This window comes from Streptomyces sp. NPDC047917, assembly GCF_043204345.1.
GTDB classification, from domain to species: Bacteria; Actinomycetota; Actinomycetes; order Streptomycetales; family Streptomycetaceae; genus Streptomyces; species Streptomyces sanglieri.
In genome coordinates this window covers 99,590-124,551 of record NZ_JBIDCA010000006.1, presented here as the reverse complement: position 1 = coordinate 124,551, position 24,962 = coordinate 99,590, and the positions used below count along the sequence as shown (strand labels likewise).

Below are 24,962 nucleotides of genomic sequence, written 5' to 3'. Positions count from 1 at the left end.
GACACCGGAAACGGTGTCCCCCTCTCCGTGAGGACACCGAGGACACCCCGATGTACAAGTTCTTCTTCCGCCTGGTCTTCAAGCGGATGGACCCGGAGCAGGCCCACCACCTGGCCTTCCGGTGGATCCGCCTCGCCGCCCGGACCCCCGTGCTGCGTACCTTCGTCGCCGCCGCGCTCGCGCCCCGGTACAAGGAGCTGCGCACCGAGGCCCTCGGTCTGCGGATGCACGGCCCGTTCGGCCTCGCCGCAGGCTTCGACAAGAACGCCGTCGCGATCGACGGCATGTCGATGCTCGGCTTCGACCACGTCGAGATCGGCACGGTCACCGGCGAGCCGCAGCCCGGCAACCCCAGGAAGCGCCTCTTCCGCCTCGTCGCGGACCGCGCGCTGATCAACCGCATGGGCTTCAACAACGAGGGCTCGGCCGCCGTCGCCGCCCGCCTCGCCGCCCGCCGGCCGGTCTTTTGGACCACGGTCGGCGTCAACATCGGCAAGACGAAGGTCGTGCCGGAGGACGAAGCGGTCGGCGACTACGTGAAGTCCACCGAGCGGCTCGCCGCCCACGCCGACTACCTCGTCGTGAACGTCTCCTCGCCCAACACCCCGGGGCTGCGCAACCTCCAGGCCACCGAGGCGCTGCGGCCCCTGCTCAGCGCCGTGCGCGAGGCGGCCGACCGGACCGTCACCGGACGCCGGGTACCGCTGCTCGTCAAGATCGCCCCCGACCTCGCTGACGAGGACGTCGACGCGGTCGCCGACCTCGCGGTCGAACTGGGCCTGGACGGCATCATCGCCACCAACACCACCATCGCCCGCAGCGGCCTCGGCCTGAAGTCCTCGCCGTCCCTGGTCCAGGAGACCGGCGGGCTCTCCGGCGCCCCCCTCAAGGCGCGCTCCCTGGAGGTGCTGAGCCGCCTCTACGCGCGCGTCGGCGACCGGATCACCCTGGTCGGCGTCGGGGGCATCGAGAACGCCGAGGACGCCTGGCAGCGCATCCTGGCAGGCGCCACGCTCGTCCAGGGCTACAGCGCCTTCATCTACGAGGGCCCGTTCTACGCCCGCGCCGTCCACAAGGGCCTGGCCGCACGCCTGGCCGCCTCCCCGTACGCCACCCTCGCCGAGGCCGTCGGCGCAGAGACCAGGAAGGCCACCGCATGAGCCCCGAACCGTTCGGCGCGCGCCTGCGCCACGCCATGGACACCCGCGGCCCGCTGTGCGTCGGCATCGACCCGCACGCCTCGCTGCTCACCGCCTGGGGCCTGAACGACGACGTCGCCGGGCTCGAACGCTTCACGCGCACCGTCGTGGAGGCACTGGCCGGCCGGGTCGCCGTGCTCAAGCCGCAGTCCGCGTTCTTCGAGCGATTCGGCTCACGCGGCATCGCCGTCCTGGAGAAGGCGGTCCAGGAGGCGCGGGCGGCCGGCGCGCTGGTGCTGATGGACGCCAAGCGCGGTGACATCGGCTCCACCATGGGCGCCTACGCGGCGACCTACCTGGAGAAGGACTCGCCGTTGTTCTCGGACGCGGTCACCGTCTCCCCGTACCTCGGCTTCGGCTCGCTGCGCCCGGCGCTCGACGCGGCGGTCCTCTCCGGCTCGGGCGTCTTCGTGCTGGCCCTCACCTCCAACCCGGAGGGCGCCGAGGTGCAGCGCGCCACCGCCGCCGACGGCCGCTCGCTGGCCCAGCTCATGCTCGACCACATGGCCGCCGAGAACGAGGGGATGACCCCGCTCGGCTCCGTCGGCGCGGTGGTCGGGGCCACCCTCGGGGACGCCGGGGCGAACCTGGCGATCAACGGCCCGCTGCTCGCTCCCGGGATCGGCGCGCAGGGCGCGACGCCCGCGGATCTGCCCGGCGTCTTCGGCGCCTCGGTGGGCAATGTGGTGCCCAGCGTGAGCCGTGGAGTGCTGAGCCAGGGGCCGGACGTGACGGGACTCCGGGACGCCGCAGAACGGCTCACGGACGAGATCCGGGCGGCCGTGGCGGGTAGCTGACCATGCCACGTAACCGGGTGTTGACTCTTTCCTGACCAAAAAACTCGGTTGTTATGCCAGAAATGTCCTGGTCGGCCAAGGCTGACCAGGACTTTTCGTTGGTTCTCGCTGACTCCGGCGGCCTTGGCCGCTAGTCTCCGTCGAGAGCCGACGTACACAAGTTGTCCGTCGCTCACCTGGTGTGGAGCGCTCAGCTTCCTCACCGGTCCGTATCCGACAGATCGACATCCGAGGTGACGTAGGCGTGGCTCTTCCGCCCCTTACCCCTGAACAGCGCGCAGCCGCGCTCGAAAAGGCCGCCGCGGCTCGCCGGGAGCGGGCCGAGGTCAAGAATCGACTCAAGCACTCCGGCGCCTCCCTCCACGAGGTCATCAAGCAGGGCCAGGAGAACGACGTCATCGGCAAGATGAAGGTCTCCGCCCTTCTGGAGTCCCTGCCGGGCGTGGGCAAGGTCCGCGCCAAGCAGATCATGGAGCGGCTCGGCATTTCCGAGAGCCGCCGGGTCCGGGGTCTCGGCTCCAACCAGATCGCATCCCTGGAGCGTGAGTTCGGCGGCAGCCCCGCCTGACGTTCTCAGGCACTCCTGAGAACCTGGATAATCGCTCCATGGCTGCAACATCCCGGGGGACGTCCCCCGTACCCCCGGACGTACGTCCGCGGCTGACCGTGCTCTCCGGCCCCTCCGGGGTCGGCAAGAGCACGGTCGTCGCTCATATGCGCAAGGTCCACCCCGAGGTCTGGCTCTCGGTGTCGGCGACGACCCGCAAGCCGCGCCCCGGCGAGCGCAACGGTGTCCACTACTTCTTCGTGGACAACGAGGAGTTCGACAAGCTGATCGCCAACGGCGAGCTGCTGGAGTGGGCCGAATTCGCGGGCAACCGCTACGGCACGCCCCGCCGCGCCGTGCTCGACCGCCTGGAGGCGGGCGAGCCGGTGCTGCTGGAGATCGACCTCCAGGGTGCCCGGCTGGTCCGGCAGTCCATGCCGGACGCACAGCTGGTCTTCCTGGCCCCGCCGAGCTGGGAGGAGCTGGTCCGCCGGCTCACCGGCCGCGGGACCGAGGCGCCCGAGGTCATCGAGCGCCGGCTCGCCGCCGCCAAGATCGAACTGGCCGCCGAGGCCGAGTTCGACACGACGCTGGTCAACACCTCCGTCGAGGACGTGGCCCGTGAGCTGCTAGCCTTGATGCTGGAGGTTTCCGGCCACCGCGCCGACAGCGACTGACGAAGTCGCCGAAGCCGGTACACACACCACCGCGGATCTCCGCATCGTCAAAGATTTCTTTGATCTTTACCCCCTTCGGAAGGCAGAGAGTGTCCTCTTCCATCACCACGCCCGAGGGCATCATCAACCCGCCGATTGATGAGCTCCTTGAGGCCACCGACTCGAAGTACAGCCTCGTGATCTACGCCGCCAAGCGCGCGCGCCAGATCAACGCGTACTACTCGCAGCTCGGTGAGGGTCTCCTGGAGTACGTCGGTCCGCTCGTCGACACCCACGTGCACGAGAAGCCGCTCTCGATCGCGCTCCGCGAGATCAACGCGGGCCTGCTCACCTCCGAGGCCATCGAGGGCCCCGCGCAGTAAGGCAGGAACGGCACCTTCACCTCAGGCCCGGCGGCCGCGACCGCCGGGCCTGAGGTGTGTCCGGGGCGACAGCGTCGGACCGGCCGCGGTGAGGCAGCATGGGGGTGTTCGTATCCGAGTGCGGGGAGACGCAGTGGACAAGCCGAAGGTCGTTCTGGGGGTCAGCGGAGGCATCGCCGCGTACAAGGCGTGCGAACTGCTGCGCCGGCTCACCGAGTCCGGTCACGACGTGCGCGTCGTACCGACCGAGTCCTCGCTGCACTTCGTGGGGGCGGCCACCTGGTCCGCGCTCTCCGGCCACCCGGTCTCCACCGAGGTCTGGAACGACGTCCACGAGGTGCCGCACGTCAGGATCGGGCAGGACGCCGACCTGGTGGTCGTCGCCCCCGCCACCGCCGACATGCTCGCGAAGGCGGCCCACGGCCTCGCCGACGACCTGCTCACCAACACGCTGCTCACCGCACGCTGTCCGGTCGTCCTCGCGCCCGCCATGCACACCGAGATGTGGGAGCACCCCGCCACCCGGGAGAACGTCGCCACGCTGCGCCGCCGCGGTGCCGTCGTCATCGAGCCCGCCGTCGGCCGGCTGACCGGCGTCGACACCGGCAAGGGCAGGCTGCCCGACCCCGGGGAGATCTTCGAGGTCTGCCGGCGGGTACTGGCCCGCGGTCCCGTCGAACCCGATCTGGCCGGCCGCCATGTGGTGATCAGCGCGGGCGGTACGCGCGAACCGCTCGACCCGGTGCGCTACCTCGGCAACCGTTCCTCCGGCAAGCAGGGCTACGCCCTGGCCCGCACCGCGGTCGCCCGCGGCGCCCGGGTCACCCTCGTCGAGGCCAACACCGGCCTGCCCGACCCGGCGGGCGCCGACGTCCTGCACGCGGGGACCGCCGTACAGCTGCGCGAGGCGGTGCTCAAGGCCGCCGCGGACGCCGATGTGGTCGTGATGGCGGCGGCGGTCGCCGACTTCCGGCCCGCCGAGTACGCGACGGGGAAGATCAAGAAGAAGGACGGTCAGGAGCCCGCGCCCATCACGCTGGTGCGCAATCCGGACATCCTCGCCGAGGTGGCCGGCGAACGCGCCCGGCCGGAGCAGATCGTGGTGGGTTTCGCCGCCGAGACCGACGACGTCCTCGCCAACGGCCGCGAGAAGCTCCGCCGCAAGGGCTGCGACCTCCTCGTGGTCAACGAGGTGGGGGAGCGCCGGACCTTCGGCTCGGAGGAGAACGAGGCCGTGGTGCTCGCCGCCGACGGCGGCGAGACCCAGGTGCCGTACGGTCCCAAGGAAGCGCTCGCCGACACGGTCTGGGATCTCGTGTCGTCACGTCTCGGATGAATTTCCTGTGACGTGCCCGTGGCCGGGCCGAAACCCTTGGGATATGGGCGTAAATGGCATCGCCCGAGAGGAATCGGCCCGCTCCGCAGGGCCGTGCCGCAGGTCACAGAACTACCAAAGGGCGAGACACGTTGTCCGCCGGACGGAAGCGACCGATAAACTGGTCCCGGACCGTGCCGGGCGCAGCTCCCGGCCGTCCGCCAAATGATCAGCCAGCAGCCGCTGCAACCCCAGGGAGCGATGTGTCCCGCCGTCTCTTCACCTCGGAATCCGTCACCGAGGGTCACCCCGACAAGATCGCTGACCAGATCAGCGACACCATTCTCGACGCACTGCTCCGCGAGGACCCCCGGTCCCGCGTCGCCGTCGAGACCTTGATCACCACCGGTCTGGTGCATGTTGCGGGTGAGGTCACGACCAAGGCCTACGCCGACATCCCGACCCTCGTACGCAACAAGGTCCTGGAGATCGGCTACGACTCCTCGAAGAAGGGCTTCGACGGCGCCTCCTGCGGTGTCTCGGTGTCCATCGGGGCGCAGTCTCCCGACATCGCGCAGGGCGTCGACACCGCGTACGAGAAGCGGGTCGAGGGCGATGAGGACGAACTCGACAAGCAGGGCGCCGGCGACCAGGGCCTGATGTTCGGCTACGCCTGCGACGAGACGCCCGAGCTCATGCCGCTCCCGATCCACCTCGCGCACCGGCTCTCCCGCCGGCTCTCCGAGGTCCGCAAGAACGGGACCATCCCGTACCTGCGCCCCGACGGCAAGACCCAGGTCACCATCGAGTACGACGGCGACAAGGCCGTTCGTCTCGACACGGTCGTCGTCTCCTCGCAGCACGCCAGCGACATCGACCTCGACTCGCTGCTCGCGCCCGACATCCGCGAGTTCGTCGTCGAGCACGTGCTCGGGCAGCTGTTGGAGGACGGCATCAAGCTGGACACCGACGGCTACCGGCTGCTGGTCAACCCGACCGGTCGCTTCGAGATCGGCGGCCCGATGGGCGACGCCGGCCTGACCGGCCGCAAGATCATCATCGACACCTACGGCGGCATGGCCCGCCACGGCGGCGGCGCCTTCTCGGGCAAGGACCCGTCGAAGGTGGACCGCTCGGCCGCCTACGCCATGCGCTGGGTCGCCAAGAACGTCGTCGCCGCGGGCCTCGCCGCCCGTTGCGAGGTGCAGGTCGCGTACGCGATCGGCAAGGCCGAGCCGGTCGGTCTGTTCGTCGAGACGTTCGGCACCGCCGCCGTCGACACGGAGAAGATCGAGCACGCCATCGGCGAGGTCTTCGACCTCCGCCCGGCCGCGATCATCCGCGACCTCGACCTGCTCCGCCCGATCTACGCCCAGACCGCGGCCTACGGACACTTCGGCCGGGAGCTTCCCGACTTCACCTGGGAGCGCACCGACCGCGTGGACGCGCTGCGCGCGGCGGCCGGGCTGTAGGCCGGCAGGCTCTCCAGCCGTACGCCGGGGCCCGGACACCGCACAGGGTGTCCGGGCCCCGGCGCGTCCGGGCCCGGCCCCGCCTCGACGGGGCCGCTGTCAGTCCTCTCTGGTAGGAATTTGGCTGTGAGCAGCGACAACGAGCGATCCGCGGACCCCGGCGACGGGGCCCCGGAGCAGCTTGCGCTGATCCGGGAGACGGTGCGGAAGGCCAAGGTGCCCAGGGCCAAGCCGCGGACCTGGCGCGGCGCCGCGCTCGCCAAGGAGCTGCCCGTCGCCCGGGTGCTGGTCAACAAGGGCGTGCTCCATCTCGACCAGTACTTCGACTACGCGGTGCCCGAGGAGCTCGACGCCGAGGCACAGCCCGGCGTGCGGGTGCGGGTGCGGTTCGGGGCCGGGAAGCGCAATGTGCGCGGCGGCCGGCGCGAAGGGGGCGGCCTGATCGACGGCTTCCTCGTCGAGCGGCTCGCCGAGTCGGACTACACGGGCGCGCTCGCGGCGCTCGCCTATGTCGTATCGCCCGAACCGGTGCTGGGACCGGAGCTGCTCGCCCTCTCGCGGGCCGTCGCCGACCGCTACGCGGGCAGCCTCGCCGATGTGCTCCAGCTCGCCGTCCCGCCCCGCAACGGCAAGGCCGAGTCCAGGCCCTCGCCCGAGCCCCTGCCACCGCCGCCCGCACCGCAGGCGGGCACCTGGGCGCGGTACGCGCAGGGGCCCGCCTTTCTGCGGGCGCTGGCCGGAGGCGGGGCGCCCCGGGCCGTGTGGACCGCGCTGCCCGGACCGCACTGGCCCGAGGAGATCGCCAGGGCCATGGCCGCGACCCTCGCCTCCGGGCGCGGCGCCCTCGTCGTCGTTCCCGACGGCCGGACCGCAGGACGGGTGGACGCCGCGCTCACCGAGCTGCTCGGGACGGGACGCCACGCACTGCTGACCGCCGACTCCGGACCGGAGAAGCGGTACCGGGAGTGGCTCGCCGTGCGGCGCGGCTCGGTGCGGGCGGTCGTCGGGACGAGAGCGGCGATGTTCGCCCCGGTCGCGGACCTCGGTCTGGTCGCCGTCTGGGACGACGGGGACTCCAGCCACAGCGACGACAACGCACCCTTCCCGCACGTCCGCGAGGTGCTCGAACTGCGGGCCGCGCACGGCCGCTGCGCGTTCCTGCTCGGCGGTACGAACTGCACGGTGGAGGCCGCCCAGCTGGTGGAGAGCGGCTGGGCGCTGCCGTTGCGCGCGGACCGGGAGCAGCTGCGGATCGCGGCACCCCTGGTCCGTACGGTCGGCGACGGGGAGCTGGCGCGGGACGGCGCCGCGCGGGCCGCCCGACTGCCCAGCCTGGCCTGGCAGACGGTACGGGACGGGTTGCGCAGCGGCCCCGTCCTGGTCCAGGTACCACGCCGGGGATACGCGCCGAGGCTGGCCTGCGAGCGCTGCCGCGAACCCGCCCGGTGCCGGCACTGCGCGGGGCCGCTGGAGGCACCGGACCAGCAGGATCTGAACTGCGCCTGGTGCGGGCGGGCGGAGACCGCCTGGCACTGCGTCGCCTGCGGCTCCAACCGGCTGCGGGCCCGGATCGTCGGCGCCCGCCGGACCGCCGAGGAGCTCGGCCGGGCGTTCCCGGCCGTGCCGGTGCGGACGTCCGGCCGTGACCACATCCTCGACTCGGTGCCGGACGCGCCCGCGCTGGTCGTCAGCACCCCCGGCGCCGAGCCCGTGGCCGAGGGCGGCTACGCGGCCGCGCTGCTGCTGGACGGCTGGGCGATGGTCGGCCGCCCCGACCTGCGGGCCGGCGAGGAGGCGCTGCGCCGCTGGACGGCCGCGGCCTCGCTGGTGCGCGGGCAGCCGGAGGGCGGCACGGTGGTGGTCGTCGCCGAGCCGACGCTGCGGCCCGTTCAGGCCCTGGTGCGCTGGGATCCGGTCGGCCATGCCCGCCGTGAACTGGCGGAGCGGGCCGAGCTGGGCTTCCCCCCGGTGTCCCGGATGGCCGCGGTGACCGGCACGCCCGAGGCGCTGGCCGCGTTCCTGGCGGCGGCCGGGCTGCCGCCGGAGGCCGAGGTGCTGGGCCCGGTCCCGGTGCCGGCCACCGGACCGGGCAGGCCCCGAAGACCCGGGGACGCACCGCACGGGGAGTCCTGGGAGCGGGTGCTGCTCAGGGTGCCGCCGGGCAGTGGGGCGGCGCTGGCGGCCGCGCTGAAGGCCGCGCAGGCGGCCCGGATGTCCAGGGGGAGCGGCGAGCAGGTCCGGATCAGGGTGGACCCGCCGGACATCGGGTGACGGGGTGGCCGGGCCGGGTGACGGGGCGTCGGCCTGCCCGCCGGGGCGGACGGCCCGGGGCCGCCGGGTGAGGCGGGTGAAGCGACGAAAGACGCGGCGCCCGGGGCCGGTCGAAAGCACGGGATACCAGAGATCCGGAGTCCGGAGCCCGGGGGTCCGGGAGGTCGGCATGCGGCTGCCCCGCCGGGCGGCGGGCGCGGCGGGGCAGTGGACGGCGTCGGGTTCGGTCAGCCGTTGCGCGGGCCGGGGAAGACGCCGGGGCGCAGGTCGTCGCGGAGTGACGGGCGGTCCGCCGACGGCTGCGGCGGCATGGAGCGCGCGGCCGGCACCACGGGCGGCAGCGCGGACGGGCCGGCGGGCCCCGGCAGGGGGCGCGGCACCGCGGTCTCCGCGCCGGATTCGGCCGCCCCAGGCTGGCGGGCGTTGCGGCGTGCGCCGTAGCGGCGGTGCACCGCCTGCTTGGTGACCCCGAGCGCGGATCCCACCGCGTCCCAGGAGAAACCCAGCGAGCGGTCGAAGTCGACCGCCGCGGTGACCAGGGTCTCGACGCTGTCGCGCAGCTCCTGGGCCAGCCTGACGGTGGGGGCCGGGGCCCTGCCGTAGACGACGAAGCCCGTGGACGGGCCGGAGCGGCGCGGGCGGTAGACGTTGCCCAGTTGGGCGGTGAGCGTGCGCAGCGCGTCCACCTGCCGCCGGACCCGCTCGATGTCCCGCACCAACAGATGCAGACTGGCCCTCGCTTGGGCGTCGTGGGTTGCGTGGTCGGCCATGAAGAAGCCTCTCGAACCGGCGTTGAAAGGGATCGGGCCGCACCAGGGCGGCTCGCTTCGGTCAATCTCTCTTGACCAACGCCTCAGCTGTGGATCTGGTCACGCTTCAGGGGCGCGTGAGCCCTTCAAAGGGGCGCGCGGCCATGCGTACGCCCCCCGGCCGCGGGGCCCATAGACTTGTGCGTTGCTCGTCACCGCACGTTCCGGCCCGAGAGGCAGTCAGCCACCCATGAAGCTCGTCTTCGCAGGCACCCCCGAGGTAGCCGTACCCGCCCTGGACGCCCTGATCGCCTCCGACCGGCACGAGGTGGCCGCCGTGGTGACCCGGCCCGACGCCCCCGCCGGGCGGGGCCGTCGCCTGGTCGCCAGCCCCGTCGCCGAACGCGCCGAGGAGGCCGGCATCGAGGTGCTCAAGCCCGCCCGGCCGCGGGACGAGGACTTCCTCGCCCGGCTGCGGGAGATCGCCCCGGACTGCTGCCCGGTCGTCGCCTACGGCGCGCTGCTGCCCAAGGAGACGCTCGCCGTGCCCGCGCGGGGCTGGGTCAACCTCCACTTCTCGCTGCTGCCCGCCTGGCGCGGCGCGGCCCCCGTGCAGCACTCGATCATGGCCGGGGACGAGGTGACCGGCGCCTCGACCTTCCTGATCGAGGAGGGGCTCGACTCCGGCCCGGTGTACGGAGTGCTGACCGAGGAGGTGCGTCCCACCGACACCAGCGGTGACCTGCTCACCCGGCTGGCGTTCGCCGGTGCCGGGCTGCTCGTCGCCACGATGGACGGCATCGAGGACGGCACCCTGCACGCCGTGCCGCAGCCCGCCGACGGAATCACCCTCGCGCCGAAGATCACGGTCGAGAACGCCCAGATCGACTGGTCCGCCCCCGCCCTGCGGGTCGACCGCGTGGTGCGCGGCTGCACGCCCGCGCCCGGCGCCTGGACGCTGTTCCGGGGGGAGCGGCTGAAGCTGATCCAGGCGGCACCCGTGCTGGACCGCGCCGATCTGGCGCCCGGCGAGCTGTCGGCGGCCAAGAACAACGTGTACGTGGGCACCGGATCGCACGCGGTCGAGCTGCTCTGGGTCCAGCCCCAGGGCAAGAAGCCGATGCGGGCCGCCGACTGGGCCCGCGGGGTCCGGATCGTCCACGGCGAGCTGCTCGGCAGCTGAGCCGCCGGGGCCGGGACGGCGACGTAGGCTGGGAGGGTTCGCCCCCTCACCACCAGCGGAGCACCTTTCACGTGAACGACCAGCAGCGTCGCCGTCCCGCCAAGCCGCATCGCCGCCCCATGAAGGACCCCGTCCGGTTCCTCGCCTTCGAAGCCCTCAGGGCCGTCGACGAACGGGACGCGTACGCCAACCTCGTCCTGCCCCCGCTGCTGAAGAAGGCCCGCGCCAAGGGCGACTTCGACAACCGGGACGCGGCGCTGGCGACCGAGCTGGTCTACGGGACGCTGCGCCGCCAGGGCACGTACGACGCGATCGTCGCCGCCTGCATCGACCGGCCGCTGCGCGAGGTCGACCCGCCGGTCCTGGACGTGCTGAACATGGGCGTCCACCAGCTGCTCGGCACCCGGATCCCCACCCACGCCGCGGTCTCCGCCAGCGTGGAGCTGGCCCGGGTGGTGCTCGGCGAGGGCCGGGCCAAGTTCGTCAACGCGGTGCTGCGCAAGGTCTCCGCGGACGACCTCGACGGCTGGGTGGCCAAGGTGGCCCCGTCGTACGAGGAGGACGCCGAGGACCACCTCGCCGTCGTGCACTCGCATCCGCGGTGGGTCGTCTCCGCCCTGTGGGACGCGCTGGGCGGCGGCCGCGCCGGGATCGAGGACCTGCTCGAAGCCGACAACGAGCGGCCCGAGGTCACCCTGGTCGCCCGCCCCGGCCGCTCCACCACCGATGAGCTGCTCACCGCCCTCGGCGACGAGAACGGCCTGCCGGGCCGCTGGTCCCCGTACGCCGTGCGGATGGCGGAGGGCGGCGAGCCCGGTGCGCTGACCGCCGTCCAGGAGGGCCGGGCCGGAGTCCAGGACGAGGGCAGCCAGCTGGTGGCCGCCGCACTCGCCGGCGCAACCGTGGAGGGCGGCGACAGCCGCTGGCTCGACGGCTGCGCCGGCCCCGGCGGCAAGGCCGCCCTGCTCGCCGCGATCGCCGCCGGACGCGGCGCCACCCTGCTCGCCGCCGAGAAGCAGCCGCACCGGGCCCGCCTCGTCGAACGCGCGCTGGCCGGCAACCCCGGCCCGTACCAGGTGATCACCGCCGACGGCACCCGCCCGCCGTGGCAGCCCGGCAGCTTCGACCGGGTCCTCATGGACGTGCCGTGCTCGGGTCTCGGCGCCCTGCGCCGCCGCCCCGAGGCGCGCTGGCGCCGCCGCAAGGAGGACCTGGAGAGCTTCGCCCCGCTCCAACGCGGCCTGCTGCGCGAGGCGTTGAAGGCGGTACGGGTCGGCGGCGTCGTCGGCTACGCGACCTGCTCGCCGCACCTCGCGGAGACCCGGGTGGTCGTCGAGGACGTGCTCAAGGGGCGCGGCGACCGGCCCGTCGAGGCCGAGTGGGTGGACGCCCGACCGCTGATGCCGGGCGTGCCCGCGCTGGGCGACGGCCCCGACGTCCAGCTGTGGCCGCATCTGCACGGCACCGACGCGATGTACCTGGCGCTGCTGCGACGTACCGCCTGACCGCTTCGACGGGCCCCGGGGCCCTGCGACCGCTCCGGCGGCGACGGGCCCCGGAGCACCCGCCCGGGACCGAAACGCCCGGATCGTGCGGCCGGGAGCCCCGGATCGAGCGAACTGTAATGATCCCGTGAGGCTTTGGCCCGCACGGGGGCGGGGAAGTGGCGCGGAACATGGCAGGCTTGGGACATGGCCCAGATCAACCCCAGCATCCTGTCCGCCGACTTCGCCCGTCTCGCCGAGGAGGCGAAGGCCGTCGAAGGCGCCGACTGGCTCCACGTCGATGTGATGGACAACCACTTCGTACCCAATCTGACCCTCGGCGTGCCCATCGTCGAGTCGCTCAGCCGGGCCACGGACACCCCGCTGGACTGCCATCTGATGATCGAGGACCCGGACCGCTGGGCACCCCGGTACGTCGAGGCCGGTGCCGGTTCGGTCACCTTCCACGCGGAGGCCGCGGCGGCCCCCGTACGGCTGGCGCGGGAGATCCGGGCCAAGGGCGCCCGCGCCTCCATGGCGCTCAAGCCCGCCACGCCCATCGAGCCGTACGAGGACCTGCTTCCCGAGCTCGACATGCTGCTGATCATGACGGTGGAGCCGGGCTTCGGCGGCCAGGCGTTCCTGGACATCATGCTGCCGAAGATCCGCCGCACCCGTGAGCTGATCTCCAAGCACGGCCTCGAACTGTGGCTCCAGGTCGACGGCGGCGTCTCCGCGTCCACCATCGAGCGGTGCGCCGAGGCCGGGGCGGACGTCTTCGTCGCGGGTTCGGCGGTGTACGGGGCGACGGACCCGGCCGAAGCCGTGCGGGCCCTGCGTGCCCAGGCGGACGGGGCCACCGCCTCGGCGGCCTGGGCGTGCGCCCACTGACGCCGAGGCCGGCTCCCGCTCCCGATTGCGGGTCCGCCCGGCCAAGGACAGATGAACTCGGTCCGACGGGACCGATCAAGGAACGCCGGATCTGACAGGATGAACGGCGTATCGAGAGTGTGAACAGCAGTGAGGAGATCGCGGTGTCTGCAATGTCGGCGGGCAGGTCCGCCCTGCGGATGGGGCCCGCGGAGCTGGTGCAGGCGGCGGCCATGGCCCGCCGCTTCTACCTTGAGGGCAAGTCGAAGATCCAGATCGCCGAGGAGTTCGGCGTCAGCCGCTTCAAGGTGGCCCGGGTCCTGGAGACGGCCCTTGAGCGCGACCTCGTACGAATCGAGATCCGCGTCCCCGCCGAGCTCGACGCCGAGCGCTCCGACGCGCTCCGCGCCCGCTACGGGCTGCGTCACGCGGTCGTCGTCGAGTCCCCGGCCGAGGAGCAGGACGACGCACCGGACCCGGAGAACCTGGGCGAGGTCGCGGCCGATCTTCTCGGCGAACTGGTGAACGAGGGTGATGTGCTCGGGCTGGCCTGGGGCCGGTCCACCATCCACATGGCGGCGGCGCTCGACCGGCTTCCGCCGTGCACGGTCGTGCAGCTCACCGGCGTGTACGACGCGGGCACGGCCGAGCGCGGCTCCGTCGAGGCGGTCCGGCGGGCCGCCCAGGTGTCCGGCGGCGAGGCCCACCCCATCTACGCGCCGATGCTGCTGCCCGACCCGGCGACGGCCGCCGCGCTGCGTCACCAGACCGGCATCGCCCGCGCCTTCGACTACTTCGACAAGGTGACGGTCGCGGCGGTCTCCATCGGCTCCTGGGAGCCGGGCATCTCGACCGTCCACGACATGCTCACCGACGAGGAGCGGGCGCACTACGCCTCGCTCGGTGTCGCGGCGGAGATGTCGGCGCACCTCTTCGACACCGAGGGGCGGCGGGTCGGCCGCGACCTGGGGGAGCGCTGCATCACGGTCGAGGCCGACCGGCTGCGCCGGATCCCCGAGGTGGTGGCGATCGCGGGCGGCCAGCGCAAGGCCGCGGCGATCGGGGCGGTACTGAGGTCCGGGCTGGTCACCAGCCTGGTGACGGACACCGCGGCGGCCGACTACCTGCTCACGGAGTCGGCGGCACCGCAGCGTCCGGCCCTGGAGCGGGCCGACCCGGACGGCGACTGAACGACCCCGGGGGCGGCCGCCACCCCGGCGTCGGGCGGCCTTTCGGCCGCGGACACGGAAACGCCCGGACGGCGCACGCGCTGTCCGGGCGTTCCTGTGCCTCGCGGCTCAGTCCCGGGCCACGCCCAGGACCGTCGCCTCCAGGTACTCCTCCGGCTCCTCGTACTGACTCACATCGGCCGGGTTGTAGCGCGGGGTCTGCCGCGACCAGTCGAGGTTGCCACGCATCCAGCTGCGCATCCCCTCCAGATACGGCTTGAGCATCCAGGACAGCTGCGGGTACGCCGCCAGCAGCTCGGCCTCGGCGGCGAGGAAGCGCTCGGTCTCCGTCGCGATCTCCGAGCAGACGTGTTCGAGCGCCTGCCGCTGCCCGTAACCGCGGTGGTGCCGGACCAGATGGACGAGATTGTGGATCTCGCCGAGCACCTGCTCCTTCTCGTACGAGTACACGTCGTTGGCCCAGCACACGACGTTGCACGAGGCCTCCAGCGCGGCGATGAACCGGGAGTCGTTGTGGATCGACTCGGGAGCCTCGATCCCGGCCACGATCTCTATCAGGTCCATGCAGACGTGTATCGCGCCGGTGTGGCGTCGCTTGGCGATGTACGTCTCCTCGGTCGGCACCACACCGGCGGCCCGGTTGCCCGCCTCCCAGGTGGTGGCCGTCGTGAGGTACGTGGTGAGGTGCCAGCCGAACCGGGTGCGCCAGTGCGGGGCCGCGGCCGGCGTCGTCCGCTCCCACAGATCGGCCAGGGCGACCACCGCGGCGGGGAGCCGTCCGTCCGGCAGTGGGGCGGGGGCGTTGCCCCCGATGACGGTCCGCATCAGCTCGACCACGTCCCGTACCCGCTCGGGACTGCGGCCCAGATGGCCGTCGTCGAGCTGGTCGTCGACGAGAAACAGCCAGACGAACCAGTCCGCGACGAGGTCGAGGTTCTTGCTGTCGGCGGTCGGGTACACCATGCCGACGAACGAGCCGAAGTCCGCCTGTACGAAGCGGTCCCTGGCCGAATCACGGTGCACCAGGCCGGTGTTGCGGGTCCATTCGTCGAGATGGTCCCGGGTGTGTCCGACGTGCGGGTTGGTGAGCTGGGGGAACGGGCAGTAGATGTCCGGCAGTTCGCTCTCCACGGGTGGGTCGTGATCCTCTCCGGTCGTACGGGTGACGGAAGTTGTGACCCTTCCGGCTGTTCCTCCGGGGCGTAGTCGAGACCCACGGGACCTGCGAGTTTGAAGCTACCGGACCCCTTGTCACCAGGTCCAGGGAAGATGATCGCGAATGATTCGAATGCCTTTCGGGTAGGGTCCGCGGGCAAGGCAGGTTCCACTTGCCCGGGACGCCCGTCCGGTTCCCTTCGGAGGAACATACGAACGCGGGTGTCCTTTGTTGTGTCTTCGTGGAAGCGACCTGCTCCGTTTCATATGAAAAAATGAGCGATATGCGTTTTCTTGAGCCCGGTACTGGTCGTTACACAGAGTCCCCCTCGGTCCCGTACGACCTCACCTACGACGATGTCTTCATGGTCCCGGGCCGTTCGGCAGTCGGTTCCCGCCAGGGTGTCGACCTCTCCTCGCCCGACGGCACCGGCACCACCATCCCCCTCGTCGTCGCGAACATGACGGCCATCGCGGGCCGCCGGATGGCCGAAACGATCGCCCGCCGCGGCGGCATCGTCGTCATCCCGCAGGACATCCCGATCGAGGTCGTCACCGACGTCGTCTCCTGGGTGAAAACGCGACACCTGGTGCTCGACACACCGATCGTGCTGGCCCCGGGCCAGACGGTCGCCGACGCCCTGTCGCTGCTGCCGAAGCGCGCGCACGGCGCGGGCGTCGTCGTCGACGAGGAGCGGCGCCCCGTCGGCGTGGTCACCGAGCACGACCTGACCGGCGTCGACCGCTTCACCCAGCTCTCCGAGGTCATGACCAAGGACCTGGTGCTGCTGGAGGCGGACATCGATCCGCGCGACGCGTTCAACACGCTGGACGGCGCCAACCGCAAGCTCGCCCCCGCGGTCGACGCGGACGGCCGGCTCGTCGGCATCCTCACCCGCAAGGCCGCACTGCGCGCCACGCTCTACACCCCCGCCACCGACGCGCGGGGCAGGCTGCGGATCGCCGCCGCCGTCGGCATCAACGGCGACGTCGCGGGCAAGGCCAAGCAGCTCCTCGACGCCGGCGTCGACACGCTCGTCGTGGACACCGCCCACGGCCACCAGGAGTCCATGATCAACGCGGTCCGGGCCGTGCGCGCGCTCGACCCGCAGGTTCCGATCGTCGCCGGCAACATCGTCGCCGCCGAGGGCGTGCGCGACCTCGTCGAGGCCGGCGCGGACATCATCAAGGTCGGTGTCGGCCCCGGCGCCATGTGCACCACCCGGATGATGACCGGCGTGGGCCGGCCGCAGTTCTCCGCCGTTCTGGAGTGTGCCGCCGAGGCGAAGAAGTACGGCAAGCACGTCTGGGCGGACGGCGGCGTCCGGCACCCGCGCGATGTCGCCATGGCGCTCGCCGCGGGCGCGTCCAACGTGATGATCGGTTCCTGGTTCGCCGGTACCTACGAGTCGCCCGGCGACCTCCAGCAGTCCGCCGACGGCCGCTTCTACAAGGAGTCCTTCGGTATGGCGTCCGCGCGCGCCGTGAAGAACCGCACGTCGGACGAGTCCTCCTACGACCGGGCCCGCAAGGCCCTCTTCGAGGAGGGCATCTCCACCTCGCGGATGTTCCTCGACCCGGCCAGGCCCGGCGTCGAGGACCTGATCGACTCGATCATCGCGGGCGTGCGCTCCTCCTGCACCTACGCCGGCGCGGCCTCCCTGGCGGAGTTCGCCGAGAAGGCGGTCGTCGGGGTGCAGAGCGCCGCGGGCTACGCCGAGGGCAAGCCGCTGCACGCCAGCTGGAGCTGATCCCTCCCCGGATGAATCCGGTGCCCCTCCCGGCCGCTGCGGCCCGGAGGGGCACCGGTGTTTCCGGGGCCGGTGAAGGGCCGCGCGGATGTCCGGTTCCAGCCGTCCGGCGGCGCCATTACCCGCTTCAACCCCATTGAAATATAAGTAACATGAAGCGCAATCAGCTGCCCGTTCCTCCGTGGTAAGGGAACTCATGTCCTTCTTCACCGACCTGGCCCATCAGTACATCGACGGAGAGTGGAGGCCGGGCAAGGGCTCCTGGGACATCATCGACTTCAACCCGTACAACGGTGAGAAGCTCGCCTCGATCACCGTCGCCACGGCCGACGAGGTCGACCGGGCGTACCGGTCCGCGCAGGACGCCCAGCGGGCCTGGGGCGAGACCAACCCCTACGCCCGGCGCACGGTGCTGGAGCGGGCGCTGCGGATCGTCGAGGAGCGCGAGTCCGAGATCGGTGACGCGATCGTCGCGGAGCTGGGCGGTACCCGGCTGAAGGCGGCCTTCGAACTGCACCTCGCCAAGGAGTTCCTGCGGGAGTCCGTCCAGCTCGCGCTGCGGCCCTCCGGGCAGATCCTGCCCTCGCCGACCGAGGGCAAGGAGAACCGGGTCTACCGGGTGCCCGTCGGCGTGGTCGGTGTCATCAGCCCCTTCAACTTCCCGTTCCTGCTGTCCCTGAAGTCGGTCGCCCCCGCCCTGGCGCTCGGCAACGCGGTGGTGCTCAAGCCGCACCAGAACACCCCGGTCTGCGGCGGTACGCTGGTGGCGAAGGTGTTCGAGGAGGCCGGTCTGCCGGCCGGACTGCTCAACGTCGTGGTCACCGACATCGCCGAGATCGGCGACGCCCTGCTGGAGCACCCCGTGCCGCAGGTCATCTCCTTCACCGGCTCGGACAAGGTGGGACGGCACGTCGCCACGGTCTGCGCGGCGAACCTCAAGCGCGCCGTGCTCGAACTCGGCGGCAACAGCGCGCTGATCGTCCTCGACGACGCCGATCTCGACTACGCCGTGGACGCGGCCGTCTTCAGCCGGTACGTGCACCAGGGCCAGGTCTGCATGGCCGCCAACCGGATCCTGGTCGACCGGTCGGTGGAGCGGGAGTTCACCGAGAAGTTCGTCGCCAAGGTCGCCTCGCTCAAGGTCGGCGACCCGGCCGAACCGGACACCGTGATCGGCCCGCTGATCAACTCCTCGCAGGCAGAGGCCATTTCCACGCTCGTCGACCAGGCCGTGGCGGCCGGTGCGACGGCCCTGCTGCACGGCGGCGCCGACGGCAATCTGGTGAGCCCGTCCGTGCTGACCGGGCTGGCCGCCGATTCCCCCGTGCTCTCCCAGGAGATCTTCGGCCCGGTCGCCCTGCTCATCCCGTTCGACGGCGAGGACGAGGCGGTCCGGATCGCCAACGACACCCCGTACGGCCTGAGCGGCGCGGTGCACACCGGCGACATCGAACGCGGCGTCCGGGTCGGGCAGCGCATCCACACCGGCATGATCCACATCAATGACGGCACGGTCCACGACGAGCCGATCGTCCCCTTCGGCGGCGAGAAGAGCTCCGGCCTCGGCCGGCTGAACGGCGACTCCATGATCGAGGCCTTCACCACCCAGAAGTGGATCTCGGTGCAGCACGGCCGTTCACGGTTCCCGTTCTGACCGGTCGCACCCCGCCGTGAGCGCGCCCGGGCGGGCGCGCCATGGTCTACTTCGGGGGCGGCCCGCGCCGCCCCCGACACCGGCCATCGCAGAGAAGTGAACCGCCCGAAGTGCGCCTGAACGACCTCGACGAACGCATCGTCCACGCCCTCGCCGAAGACGCCCGGCGCTCCTACGCGGACATCGGCGCGATGATCGGCCTGTCCGCGCCCGCCGTGAAACGCCGGGTGGACCGGCTGCGTGCCGAGGGTGCCATCACCGGTTTCACGGTCCGGGTCGACCCGGCGGCGCTGGGCTGGGAGACCGAGGGGTTCATCGAGATCTACTGCAGCCGCAACACCTCGCCGGAGGCGATCAAGCGGGGCCTCGCCCGCTATCCGGAGATCGCCTCGGCCTCCACGGTGACCGGGGAGGCCGACGCGATCGTGCAGGTCTTCGCCGCCGACATGCGCCACTTCGAGCAGGTGCTGGAGCGGATCGCGGGCGAACCGTACGTGGAGCGGACGAAGTCCGTACTGGTGCTGTCGCCGCTGCTGCGGCGGTACTCCTCGGGCGCACCGGAGTAGGGCCCGCGCACCAGGGCCGCATGAGACCCAGGTCACCCTTGTGACCTGCGCAGACGCCCGACGCAATGAATCGCCGCCGACAGCCTTCGGCGCGCAATGGATCGACGGTGCACGCGCAACACTCGCGCCTTGTCCCCCACGAGCGGCGGACCGTACCTTCGATACGTCCCCGCCAGCCCGCACCGTCCGAGGTCAGCCATGCCGCCGTTGCGCACCGCCCTGCTCCAGAACTCCGGACGTCCCGGGCACGTGGCCGGGAACATCGAGGTGCTCGACGGCGCGGCACGGCGTGCGGCCGACGCCGGGGCACGGCTCCTGGTCTGCCCCGAGCTGTTCCTGACCGGCTACGCGATCGGGGCCGAGGTGCCCCGGCTGGCCGAGCCGGCCGACGGGCCGGCCGCCCTGGCCGTCGGCGAGATCGCCGCCCGGCACGGGCTCGCGGTCCTCTACGGCTACCCCGAGCGCGCCGGTGAGCGGATCTTCAACGCCGCACAGCTCATCGGCCCGGACGGGACACCGCTCGCCAACTACCGCAAGACCCACCTCTTCGGCGCCTTCGAGCACGAGTGGTTCACCCCGGGCGAGCAGACCGTGGTCCAGGCCGAACTGGACGGCGTACGCATCGGGATCATGATCTGCTACGACGTCGAGTTCCCGGAGAACGTCCGCGCCCACGCCCTCGCGGGCACCGATCTGCTGCTGGTGCCCACCGCGCAGATGCACCCCTTCCAGTTCGTCGCCGAGGCCCTCGTGCCGGTCCGCGCCTTCGAGAACCAGATGTACGTCGCGTACGTCAACAGGACCGGTCCGGAGGGCGAGTTCGAGTTCGTCGGGCTGAGCTGCCTGGCCGGTCCCGACGGTGCCGTGCGCAGCCGCGCCGGACGCGGCAAGGAACTGGTCGTCGGCGAGGTGGACCCGGCGCTGCTGAGCGCCTCGCGGACCCTCAACCCGTATCTGCACGATCGCCGCCCCGGCCTGTACGGCTCCCTCGTCTGAGCCCGCCCCACCGTTCCACTGTCTTTCGCGCAAGGAGTCCGTACCCCATGACGTCCACGGTGCCCAACGCCGTCCAGCACACCGACGCCACCGAGCCGATCACCATGTTCGGGCCGGACTTCCCCTACGCGTACGACGACTTCCTGGCGCACCCCGCCGGCATCGGGCAGATACCGGCGACCGAGCACGGCACCGAGGTCGCCGTCATCGGCGGCGGGCTCTCCGGCATCGTCGCCGCGTACGAGCTGATGAAGATGGGGCTCAGGCCCGTCGTCTACGAGGCGGACCGGATCGGTGGCCGGCTGCGCACCGTCGGATTCGACGGCTGCGACCCGCAGCTCACCGCCGAGATGGGGGCGATGCGCTTCCCGCCGTCCTCCACCGCCCTCCAGCACTACATCGACCTGGTCGGCCTGGAGACGAAGCCGTTCCCCAACCCGCTCTCCCCGGCCACCCCCTCGACGGTCGTCGACCTCAAGGGCGAGTCCCACTACGCGCGGACCATCGACGACCTGCCGCAGGTCTACCGCGACGTGATGGACGCCTGGAACCGGTGTCTGGAGGAGGGCGCGGACTTCTCCGACATGAACCGCGCGATGCGTGAGCGCGATGTGCCGCGCATCCGGGAGATCTGGTCGAAGCTCGTCCAGAAGCTCGACAACCAGACCTTCTACGGATTCCTCTGCGACTCCGAAGCCTTCAAGTCGTTCCGGCACCGGGAGATCTTCGGCCAGGTCGGCTTCGGCACCGGAGGCTGGGACACCGACTTCCCCAACTCCATCCTGGAGATCCTCCGCGTCGTCTACACCGAGGCGGACGACCATCACCGGGGCATCGTCGGCGGCAGCCAGCAGCTCCCGCTGCGGCTCTGGGACCGCGAGCCGCAGAAGATCGTCCACTGGCCGCTCGGCACGTCACTGTCCTCGCTGCACGACGGTGAGCCGCGCCCCGCCGTGACCCGGCTGAACCGCACCGCCGGCAACCGGATCACCGTCACCGACGCCACCGGCGACATCCGCACCTACCCGGCCGCGATCTTCACCGGACAGTCCTGGCTGCTGCTCTCCAAGATCGACTGCGACGACGCGCTCTTCCCGATCGACCACTGGACGGCGATGGAGCGCACCCACTACATGGAGTCGTCCAAGCTCTTCGTCCCCGTCGACCGGCCGTTCTGGCTCGACAAGGACGGGACCACGGGACGGGAGGCCATGTCGATGACGCTCACCGACCGGATGACCCGGGGGACGTACCTGCTGGACGACGGACCCGACCGGCCCGCCGTCATCTGCCTCTCGTACACCTGGTGCGACGACAGCCTGAAGTGGCTGCCGCTCTCCCCGAACGAGCGGATGGACGTCATGCTCAAGTCGCTCGGCGAGATCTACCCGGACGTCGACATCAGGAAGCACATCATCGGCAACCCGGTCACGGTCTCCTGGGAGAACGAGCCGTGGTTCATGGGCGCGTTCAAGGCCAACCTGCCGGGCCACTACCGCTACCAGCGGCGGCTGTTCACCCACTTCATGCAGGACCGGCTGCCCGCCGACCGCCGGGGGCTGTTCCTCGCGGGCGACGACATCTCCTGGACGGCCGGCTGGGCCGAGGGCGCCGTACAGACCGCGCTCAACGCCGTCTGGGGTGTGATGACCCGGTTCGGCGGCGCGACCGATGCGACGAACCCCGGCCCGGGCGATGTCTTCGACGACATCGCCCCGGTCGAACTCCCGGAGGACTGAGCCTCGTCACGGCCTCCGTTACGCGGGCCGGCAGACGCTGCGCTGCCGGCCGAGGCCCGAGATCTCGACCTCCATCACATCGTCCGGGCCCAGGTAGGGGAAGCGGCCGGACAGTGCCACGCCCTGCGGGGTGCCGGTGTTGATGATGTCGCCGGGCTCCAGCACCAGGTACTGCGACAGATGGTGCACCAGATGCGCCACGCTGAAGATCATGTCCGCGGTGGAGGAGTCCTGGCGGGGCTCGCCGTTGACGAAGCTGCGCAGCCGCAGCTGCTGCGGGTCGCCGGCCTCGTCGGCCGTCACCAGCACCGGGCCCAGCGGGTTGAACGTCGCGCAGCTCTTGCCCTTGGACCACTGCCCGCCCGACTGCTCCAGCTGGAAGGCCCGTTCGGAGACGTCGTTGCTGACGGCGTAACCGGCGATGTGCGCGGCGGCGTCGGCGGGGGAGTCCAGGTAGGAGGCGCGGCGGCCGATGACCACGGCCAGCTCCACCTCCCAGTCCGTCTTCTTCGAGCCGCGCGGGATCAGCACGTCGTCGTACGGGCCGACGACGGTGTTCGGCGACTTGTAGAAGAGGATCGGCTGCTCGGGCGGCTCGGCCCCCGACTCCGCCGCGTGGGCCGCGTAGTTCTGCCCGATGCAGAGCAGCGCGGACGGCCGGGCCACCGGGGCGCCGATCCGCTGACCGGTGATGTCGGTCTCCGGGAGCACCGGCTCGGCGGGCACCAGGTGCGGGTTGTCGGCGAGTGCGGCGAGGAACGCGCCGTCGATGTCCTCGGTGATGCCGGACAGGTCGTAGTGACGGCCCTCGGGGCAGACGAGGACCGGGCGCTCGTGGCCCGGCTCGCCGATGCGCATCAGTCGCATGAAGTGAGATCTCCTGATCGGTGCGGGGGGTGAGGGCTCGGTGAGCCCTCAGTGCAGACGGGTGAGGGCGTCGGCGGTGACGGCGTGGACCGGGGGGCGTCCGGCGAGCAGCCGCAGCACCTCGTCGACGGCGCTGGCGCCCAGCCGCTGCCGGCACTCGACGCTGCCCGCCGCCTGGTGCGGGGTGAGCAGCACGTTGGGCAGCGAACGGAACGGGTGGTCCACGGGCAGTGGTTCGGCGTCGAAGACGTCGATCGCCGCGTCCAGCCGGCCCGAGGCAAGTTCGGCCAGGAGCGCGTCCTCGTCCACCAGCCACGACCTGGCGGTGTTCACCAGACCGGCTCCGTCCGGCATCAGCGCCAGCTGCTCGGCGCCGATCATCCGGTGGGTCTCCTCGGTGACCGGTGCGTGCACGGCCACGATCCTGCTGCGCGAGAGCAGCGTTTCGAGGGGTACGGACTCCACGCCGAGTGCCTCGGCGTCCGCGGCGGACAGATACGGGTCGGTGACGCTCACCCGCGCGCCCATCGCCCGCACCATGGCGATGTAGGCGCGCCCGGTGCGGGAGGCACCGATCACGCCGATGTCGCTGCCGTGGATCTCGTGGCGCGGCGGGGCCTCGCTCGCCGCCGCCCACTCCAGCCCGCCGCGCAGCGCGTGGTCGAAGCGCTGGATGCGGTGCAGCAGCGAGAGCGTGAAGGCGAGGGCCACCTCGGCGACCGGGCGGGCCATCTCGTCACCGGCCTGGGTGACCAGGATGCCGCGCCGGAACACCTCCTCGGTGACGTAGGGCGCGACCGCCGAACCGGTGTGCGCCACCAGCTCCAGCCGGTCGGCCGACGCGAGCAGTCCGGCGTCCACCCTGGGCGCCCGCCACGAGGTGATCAGCGCCCGGGCGCCGGGCAGCGCGGCCGTGACCGCCGCCCGGTCCGAGTGCTCGTCGACGACGGCGAGTTCGGCCGCCCGCTCCAGCTCCCGCCACACCTCGGTGGTGAAGAACTGGGCGCGCAGGCCGGGCGGTACGGCGACGACCACCCGGGAGCGGTCGGCGGGATCAGGAGAGCCAGGCATCGAGGTGCTCCGCAACGAAGGCGTCATCGGTCAGCCAAGGGTAGGCCGCGGCCACCCGGCTGATCTCCTCGGCCTGTCCGGGGGAGAGCGTCTCGGCCGGGTCCAGGCACCGGATGTTCGCCAGCAGGCCCTGGCGGCGCAGCACTTCGTGGACCCCGGCGATGCAGCCGCGGAACGCGCCGCGCACATCGAAGACCGCGCTGTTGGCGTCGGTCAGTTCGGGGCGCCGGGCCAGGCAGCGCACCATCGCCTCGTGGTCCCCGCCGCGGGCCTTGCGGACGTCGTCCAGGAGCGTCACCGCGGAGCCGGTCCACACGGCCCACTGGCCGAGCAGCCCGCCCGCGAACCAGCGGGGACTGCCGCCCGCCGTCTCGTACGGGGTGAGCAGATCACCGATGATGTCGTCGTCGTTGCCGGTGTACAGCGCCACCTCGTCGGCCCGGTCGGCGGCGGCCACGGCGCGTATGACATCGGCGGTGCGGTAGCGGTCGAACGGGGCGATCTTCACCGCGGCCGTGTTCGGCAGATCGGTGAACGAGGACCAGAAGTGCGGCGACAGGTAGCGTCCGCCGACCGCCTCCTGGAGGTAGAAGCCGATCACCGGCAGCACCTCGCCGACCGCCCGTGCCCGGTCCAGCAGGCCCTTCTCGTCCGCGCCGGGCACGGCCGGGCTGAGCAGCACCGCGTCGTAGCCGAGTCCGGCGGCGGTCTCGGCCTCCGCCACGGCCTGGGCCGTGTAGCCGCAGGCACCGGCGACCTTGATGAACGGGCGGCCGGCCTCGGCGTCGATCGTCTCGGCGGCGAGCTCCAGCACCGGCCGGAACAGACCGACCTCCGGCTCGCGGATCTCGAACTGGGTGGTGTGCACGGCGACGGCGACGCCGCCCGCGCCGGAGGCCAGGTAGTAGCGGGTCAGCGCACGCTGGCGGCGCTCGTCGAAGGAGCCGTCGTCGTGCAGGGCGAGCGGGTGCGCGGGGATCACCGCACCGTGGGCGAGCGCGTCCAGGGCGGGGGTCGGTGCGAGGGAGGGAGTGGACATGGAGTGGA

At 71.8% G+C, this 24,962-nt stretch carries 22 protein-coding genes; 17 read left to right on the top strand and 5 right to left on the bottom strand.

Annotated elements, in window-relative coordinates:
• The first annotated feature begins 50 nt into the window (after positions 1-50).
• From ACGF8B_RS15830 to ACGF8B_RS15795, 8 genes are all read left to right on the top strand, one after another.
• Positions 51-1,160 carry a quinone-dependent dihydroorotate dehydrogenase gene (locus ACGF8B_RS15830; RefSeq protein ID WP_392738577.1) on the top strand — a complete coding sequence of 370 codons (1,110 nt, stop codon included), beginning with the start codon at positions 51-53 and terminating at the stop codon, positions 1,158-1,160.
• Positions 1,157-1,996, top strand: a complete 840-nt coding sequence (pyrF, locus tag ACGF8B_RS15825; RefSeq protein ID WP_392738575.1) for an orotidine-5'-phosphate decarboxylase — start codon at positions 1,157-1,159, stop codon at positions 1,994-1,996. Before ACGF8B_RS15830 ends, pyrF begins: the two co-directional genes overlap by 4 nt.
• 244 nt (positions 1,997-2,240) lie before the next feature.
• Positions 2,241-2,564 carry an integration host factor gene (locus tag ACGF8B_RS15820; RefSeq protein WP_003970367.1) on the top strand — a complete coding sequence of 108 codons (324 nt, stop codon included), beginning with the start codon at positions 2,241-2,243 and terminating at the stop codon, positions 2,562-2,564.
• A 38-nt stretch (positions 2,565-2,602) separates the two neighbouring features.
• Entirely contained in the window at positions 2,603-3,220 is a 618-nt protein-coding gene (gene gmk, locus ACGF8B_RS15815) for a guanylate kinase (RefSeq protein WP_259932685.1), read from the top strand.
• Between the two features lie 89 nt (positions 3,221-3,309).
• A complete protein-coding gene (gene rpoZ, locus ACGF8B_RS15810; RefSeq protein ID WP_003970369.1) occupies positions 3,310-3,582 on the top strand; it encodes a DNA-directed RNA polymerase subunit omega in 273 nt (90 codons plus the stop codon).
• A 133-nt stretch (positions 3,583-3,715) separates the two neighbouring features.
• On the top strand, positions 3,716-4,918 hold the full coding sequence (gene coaBC, locus ACGF8B_RS15805; RefSeq protein WP_392738571.1) for a bifunctional phosphopantothenoylcysteine decarboxylase/phosphopantothenate--cysteine ligase CoaBC: 1,203 nt from the start codon (positions 3,716-3,718) through the stop codon (positions 4,916-4,918).
• Positions 4,919-5,160: 242 nt separating this feature from the next.
• Entirely contained in the window at positions 5,161-6,369 is a 1,209-nt protein-coding gene (metK, locus tag ACGF8B_RS15800) for a methionine adenosyltransferase (protein WP_342279870.1), read from the top strand.
• Between the two features lie 126 nt (positions 6,370-6,495).
• A complete protein-coding gene (locus ACGF8B_RS15795; protein ID WP_392738567.1) occupies positions 6,496-8,640 on the top strand; it encodes a primosomal protein N' in 2,145 nt (714 codons plus the stop codon).
• Positions 8,641-8,867: 227 nt separating this feature from the next.
• Here ACGF8B_RS15795 and ACGF8B_RS15790 read toward each other — a convergent pair whose 3' ends face one another.
• The gene (locus ACGF8B_RS15790) at positions 8,868-9,410 is read right to left on the bottom strand and encodes a hypothetical protein (protein WP_266691986.1); all 543 of its coding nucleotides are present in this window, start codon (positions 9,408-9,410) and stop codon (positions 8,868-8,870) included.
• A 229-nt stretch (positions 9,411-9,639) separates the two neighbouring features.
• Between ACGF8B_RS15790 and fmt the strand changes: the two genes are divergently transcribed.
• From fmt to ACGF8B_RS15770, 4 genes are all read left to right on the top strand, one after another.
• Complete coding sequence (gene fmt, locus ACGF8B_RS15785) at positions 9,640-10,572, top strand: methionyl-tRNA formyltransferase (protein ID WP_392738564.1); 933 nt, start codon at positions 9,640-9,642, stop codon at positions 10,570-10,572.
• A gap of 71 nt (positions 10,573-10,643) precedes the next feature.
• On the top strand, positions 10,644-12,077 hold the full coding sequence (locus ACGF8B_RS15780) for an RsmB/NOP family class I SAM-dependent RNA methyltransferase (RefSeq protein WP_392738561.1): 1,434 nt from the start codon (positions 10,644-10,646) through the stop codon (positions 12,075-12,077).
• Positions 12,078-12,263: 186 nt separating this feature from the next.
• Positions 12,264-12,947, top strand: a complete 684-nt coding sequence (gene rpe / locus ACGF8B_RS15775) for a ribulose-phosphate 3-epimerase (RefSeq protein ID WP_384755420.1) — start codon at positions 12,264-12,266, stop codon at positions 12,945-12,947.
• A 152-nt stretch (positions 12,948-13,099) separates the two neighbouring features.
• Complete coding sequence (locus ACGF8B_RS15770) at positions 13,100-14,116, top strand: sugar-binding transcriptional regulator (protein WP_266919297.1); 1,017 nt, start codon at positions 13,100-13,102, stop codon at positions 14,114-14,116.
• 108 nt (positions 14,117-14,224) lie between these two features.
• Here ACGF8B_RS15770 and ACGF8B_RS15765 read toward each other — a convergent pair whose 3' ends face one another.
• Entirely contained in the window at positions 14,225-15,247 is a 1,023-nt protein-coding gene (locus ACGF8B_RS15765; protein WP_392738557.1) for a terpene cyclase, read from the bottom strand.
• Between the two features lie 308 nt (positions 15,248-15,555).
• On the opposite strand from ACGF8B_RS15765, the gene ACGF8B_RS15760 reads away from it, so the two are divergent.
• From ACGF8B_RS15760 to ACGF8B_RS15740, 5 genes are all read left to right on the top strand, one after another.
• Complete coding sequence (locus tag ACGF8B_RS15760; RefSeq protein ID WP_392739278.1) at positions 15,556-17,022, top strand: GuaB1 family IMP dehydrogenase-related protein; 1,467 nt, start codon at positions 15,556-15,558, stop codon at positions 17,020-17,022.
• Between the two features lie 196 nt (positions 17,023-17,218).
• Positions 17,219-18,676, top strand: coding sequence for an aldehyde dehydrogenase family protein (locus tag ACGF8B_RS15755; protein WP_392738555.1), 1,458 nt, complete (start codon positions 17,219-17,221; stop codon positions 18,674-18,676).
• Between the two features lie 110 nt (positions 18,677-18,786).
• Positions 18,787-19,242: an Lrp/AsnC family transcriptional regulator gene (locus tag ACGF8B_RS15750; protein WP_329817661.1), complete on the top strand. Its 456-nt coding sequence runs from the start codon at positions 18,787-18,789 to the stop codon at positions 19,240-19,242.
• Positions 19,243-19,440: 198 nt separating this feature from the next.
• Positions 19,441-20,238 carry a carbon-nitrogen hydrolase family protein gene (locus tag ACGF8B_RS15745; protein ID WP_392738552.1) on the top strand — a complete coding sequence of 266 codons (798 nt, stop codon included), beginning with the start codon at positions 19,441-19,443 and terminating at the stop codon, positions 20,236-20,238.
• 47 nt (positions 20,239-20,285) lie between these two features.
• The gene (locus ACGF8B_RS15740) at positions 20,286-21,977 is read left to right on the top strand and encodes a flavin monoamine oxidase family protein (protein ID WP_392738549.1); all 1,692 of its coding nucleotides are present in this window, start codon (positions 20,286-20,288) and stop codon (positions 21,975-21,977) included.
• A gap of 18 nt (positions 21,978-21,995) precedes the next feature.
• On the opposite strand, the gene ACGF8B_RS15735 is transcribed toward ACGF8B_RS15740, so the two are convergent.
• From ACGF8B_RS15735 to ACGF8B_RS15725, 3 genes are read right to left on the bottom strand one after another with little or no spacing between them, the layout of a single operon-like run.
• Positions 21,996-22,844: a fumarylacetoacetate hydrolase family protein gene (locus ACGF8B_RS15735; protein ID WP_392738546.1), complete on the bottom strand. Its 849-nt coding sequence runs from the start codon at positions 22,842-22,844 to the stop codon at positions 21,996-21,998.
• Positions 22,845-22,892: 48 nt separating this feature from the next.
• Positions 22,893-23,915, bottom strand: a complete 1,023-nt coding sequence (locus ACGF8B_RS15730; protein WP_392738543.1) for a hydroxyacid dehydrogenase — start codon at positions 23,913-23,915, stop codon at positions 22,893-22,895.
• A complete protein-coding gene (locus ACGF8B_RS15725; protein WP_392738541.1) occupies positions 23,899-24,954 on the bottom strand; it encodes a dihydrodipicolinate synthase family protein in 1,056 nt (351 codons plus the stop codon). The genes ACGF8B_RS15730 and ACGF8B_RS15725 overlap by 17 nt, the downstream gene beginning before the upstream one ends.
• Positions 24,955-24,962 lie beyond the last annotated feature (8 nt).

Excerpts from the sequence above, each read along its gene's own strand:
- ACGF8B_RS15830 (WP_392738577.1), top strand. The coding sequence starts at position 51 with ATGTACAAGTTCTTCTTCCGCCTGGTCTTCAAGCGGATGGACCCGGAG.
- pyrF (WP_392738575.1), top strand. The coding sequence starts at position 1,157 with ATGAGCCCCGAACCGTTCGGCGCGCGCCTGCGCCACGCCATGGACACC.
- gmk (WP_259932685.1), top strand. The coding sequence starts at position 2,603 with ATGGCTGCAACATCCCGGGGGACGTCCCCCGTACCCCCGGACGTACGT.
- ACGF8B_RS15790 (WP_266691986.1), bottom strand. The coding sequence starts at position 9,410 with ATGGCCGACCACGCAACCCACGACGCCCAAGCGAGGGCCAGTCTGCAT.
- fmt (WP_392738564.1), top strand. The coding sequence starts at position 9,640 with ATGAAGCTCGTCTTCGCAGGCACCCCCGAGGTAGCCGTACCCGCCCTG.
- rpe (WP_384755420.1), top strand. The coding sequence starts at position 12,264 with ATGGCCCAGATCAACCCCAGCATCCTGTCCGCCGACTTCGCCCGTCTC.
- ACGF8B_RS15770 (WP_266919297.1), top strand. The coding sequence starts at position 13,100 with ATGTCGGCGGGCAGGTCCGCCCTGCGGATGGGGCCCGCGGAGCTGGTG.
- ACGF8B_RS15760 (WP_392739278.1), top strand. The coding sequence starts at position 15,556 with ATGCGTTTTCTTGAGCCCGGTACTGGTCGTTACACAGAGTCCCCCTCG.
- ACGF8B_RS15755 (WP_392738555.1), top strand. The coding sequence starts at position 17,219 with ATGTCCTTCTTCACCGACCTGGCCCATCAGTACATCGACGGAGAGTGG.
- ACGF8B_RS15745 (WP_392738552.1), top strand. The coding sequence starts at position 19,441 with ATGCCGCCGTTGCGCACCGCCCTGCTCCAGAACTCCGGACGTCCCGGG.
- ACGF8B_RS15740 (WP_392738549.1), top strand. The coding sequence starts at position 20,286 with ATGACGTCCACGGTGCCCAACGCCGTCCAGCACACCGACGCCACCGAG.
- ACGF8B_RS15735 (WP_392738546.1), bottom strand. The coding sequence starts at position 22,844 with ATGCGACTGATGCGCATCGGCGAGCCGGGCCACGAGCGCCCGGTCCTC.
- ACGF8B_RS15730 (WP_392738543.1), bottom strand. The coding sequence starts at position 23,915 with ATGCCTGGCTCTCCTGATCCCGCCGACCGCTCCCGGGTGGTCGTCGCC.
- ACGF8B_RS15725 (WP_392738541.1), bottom strand. The coding sequence starts at position 24,954 with ATGTCCACTCCCTCCCTCGCACCGACCCCCGCCCTGGACGCGCTCGCC.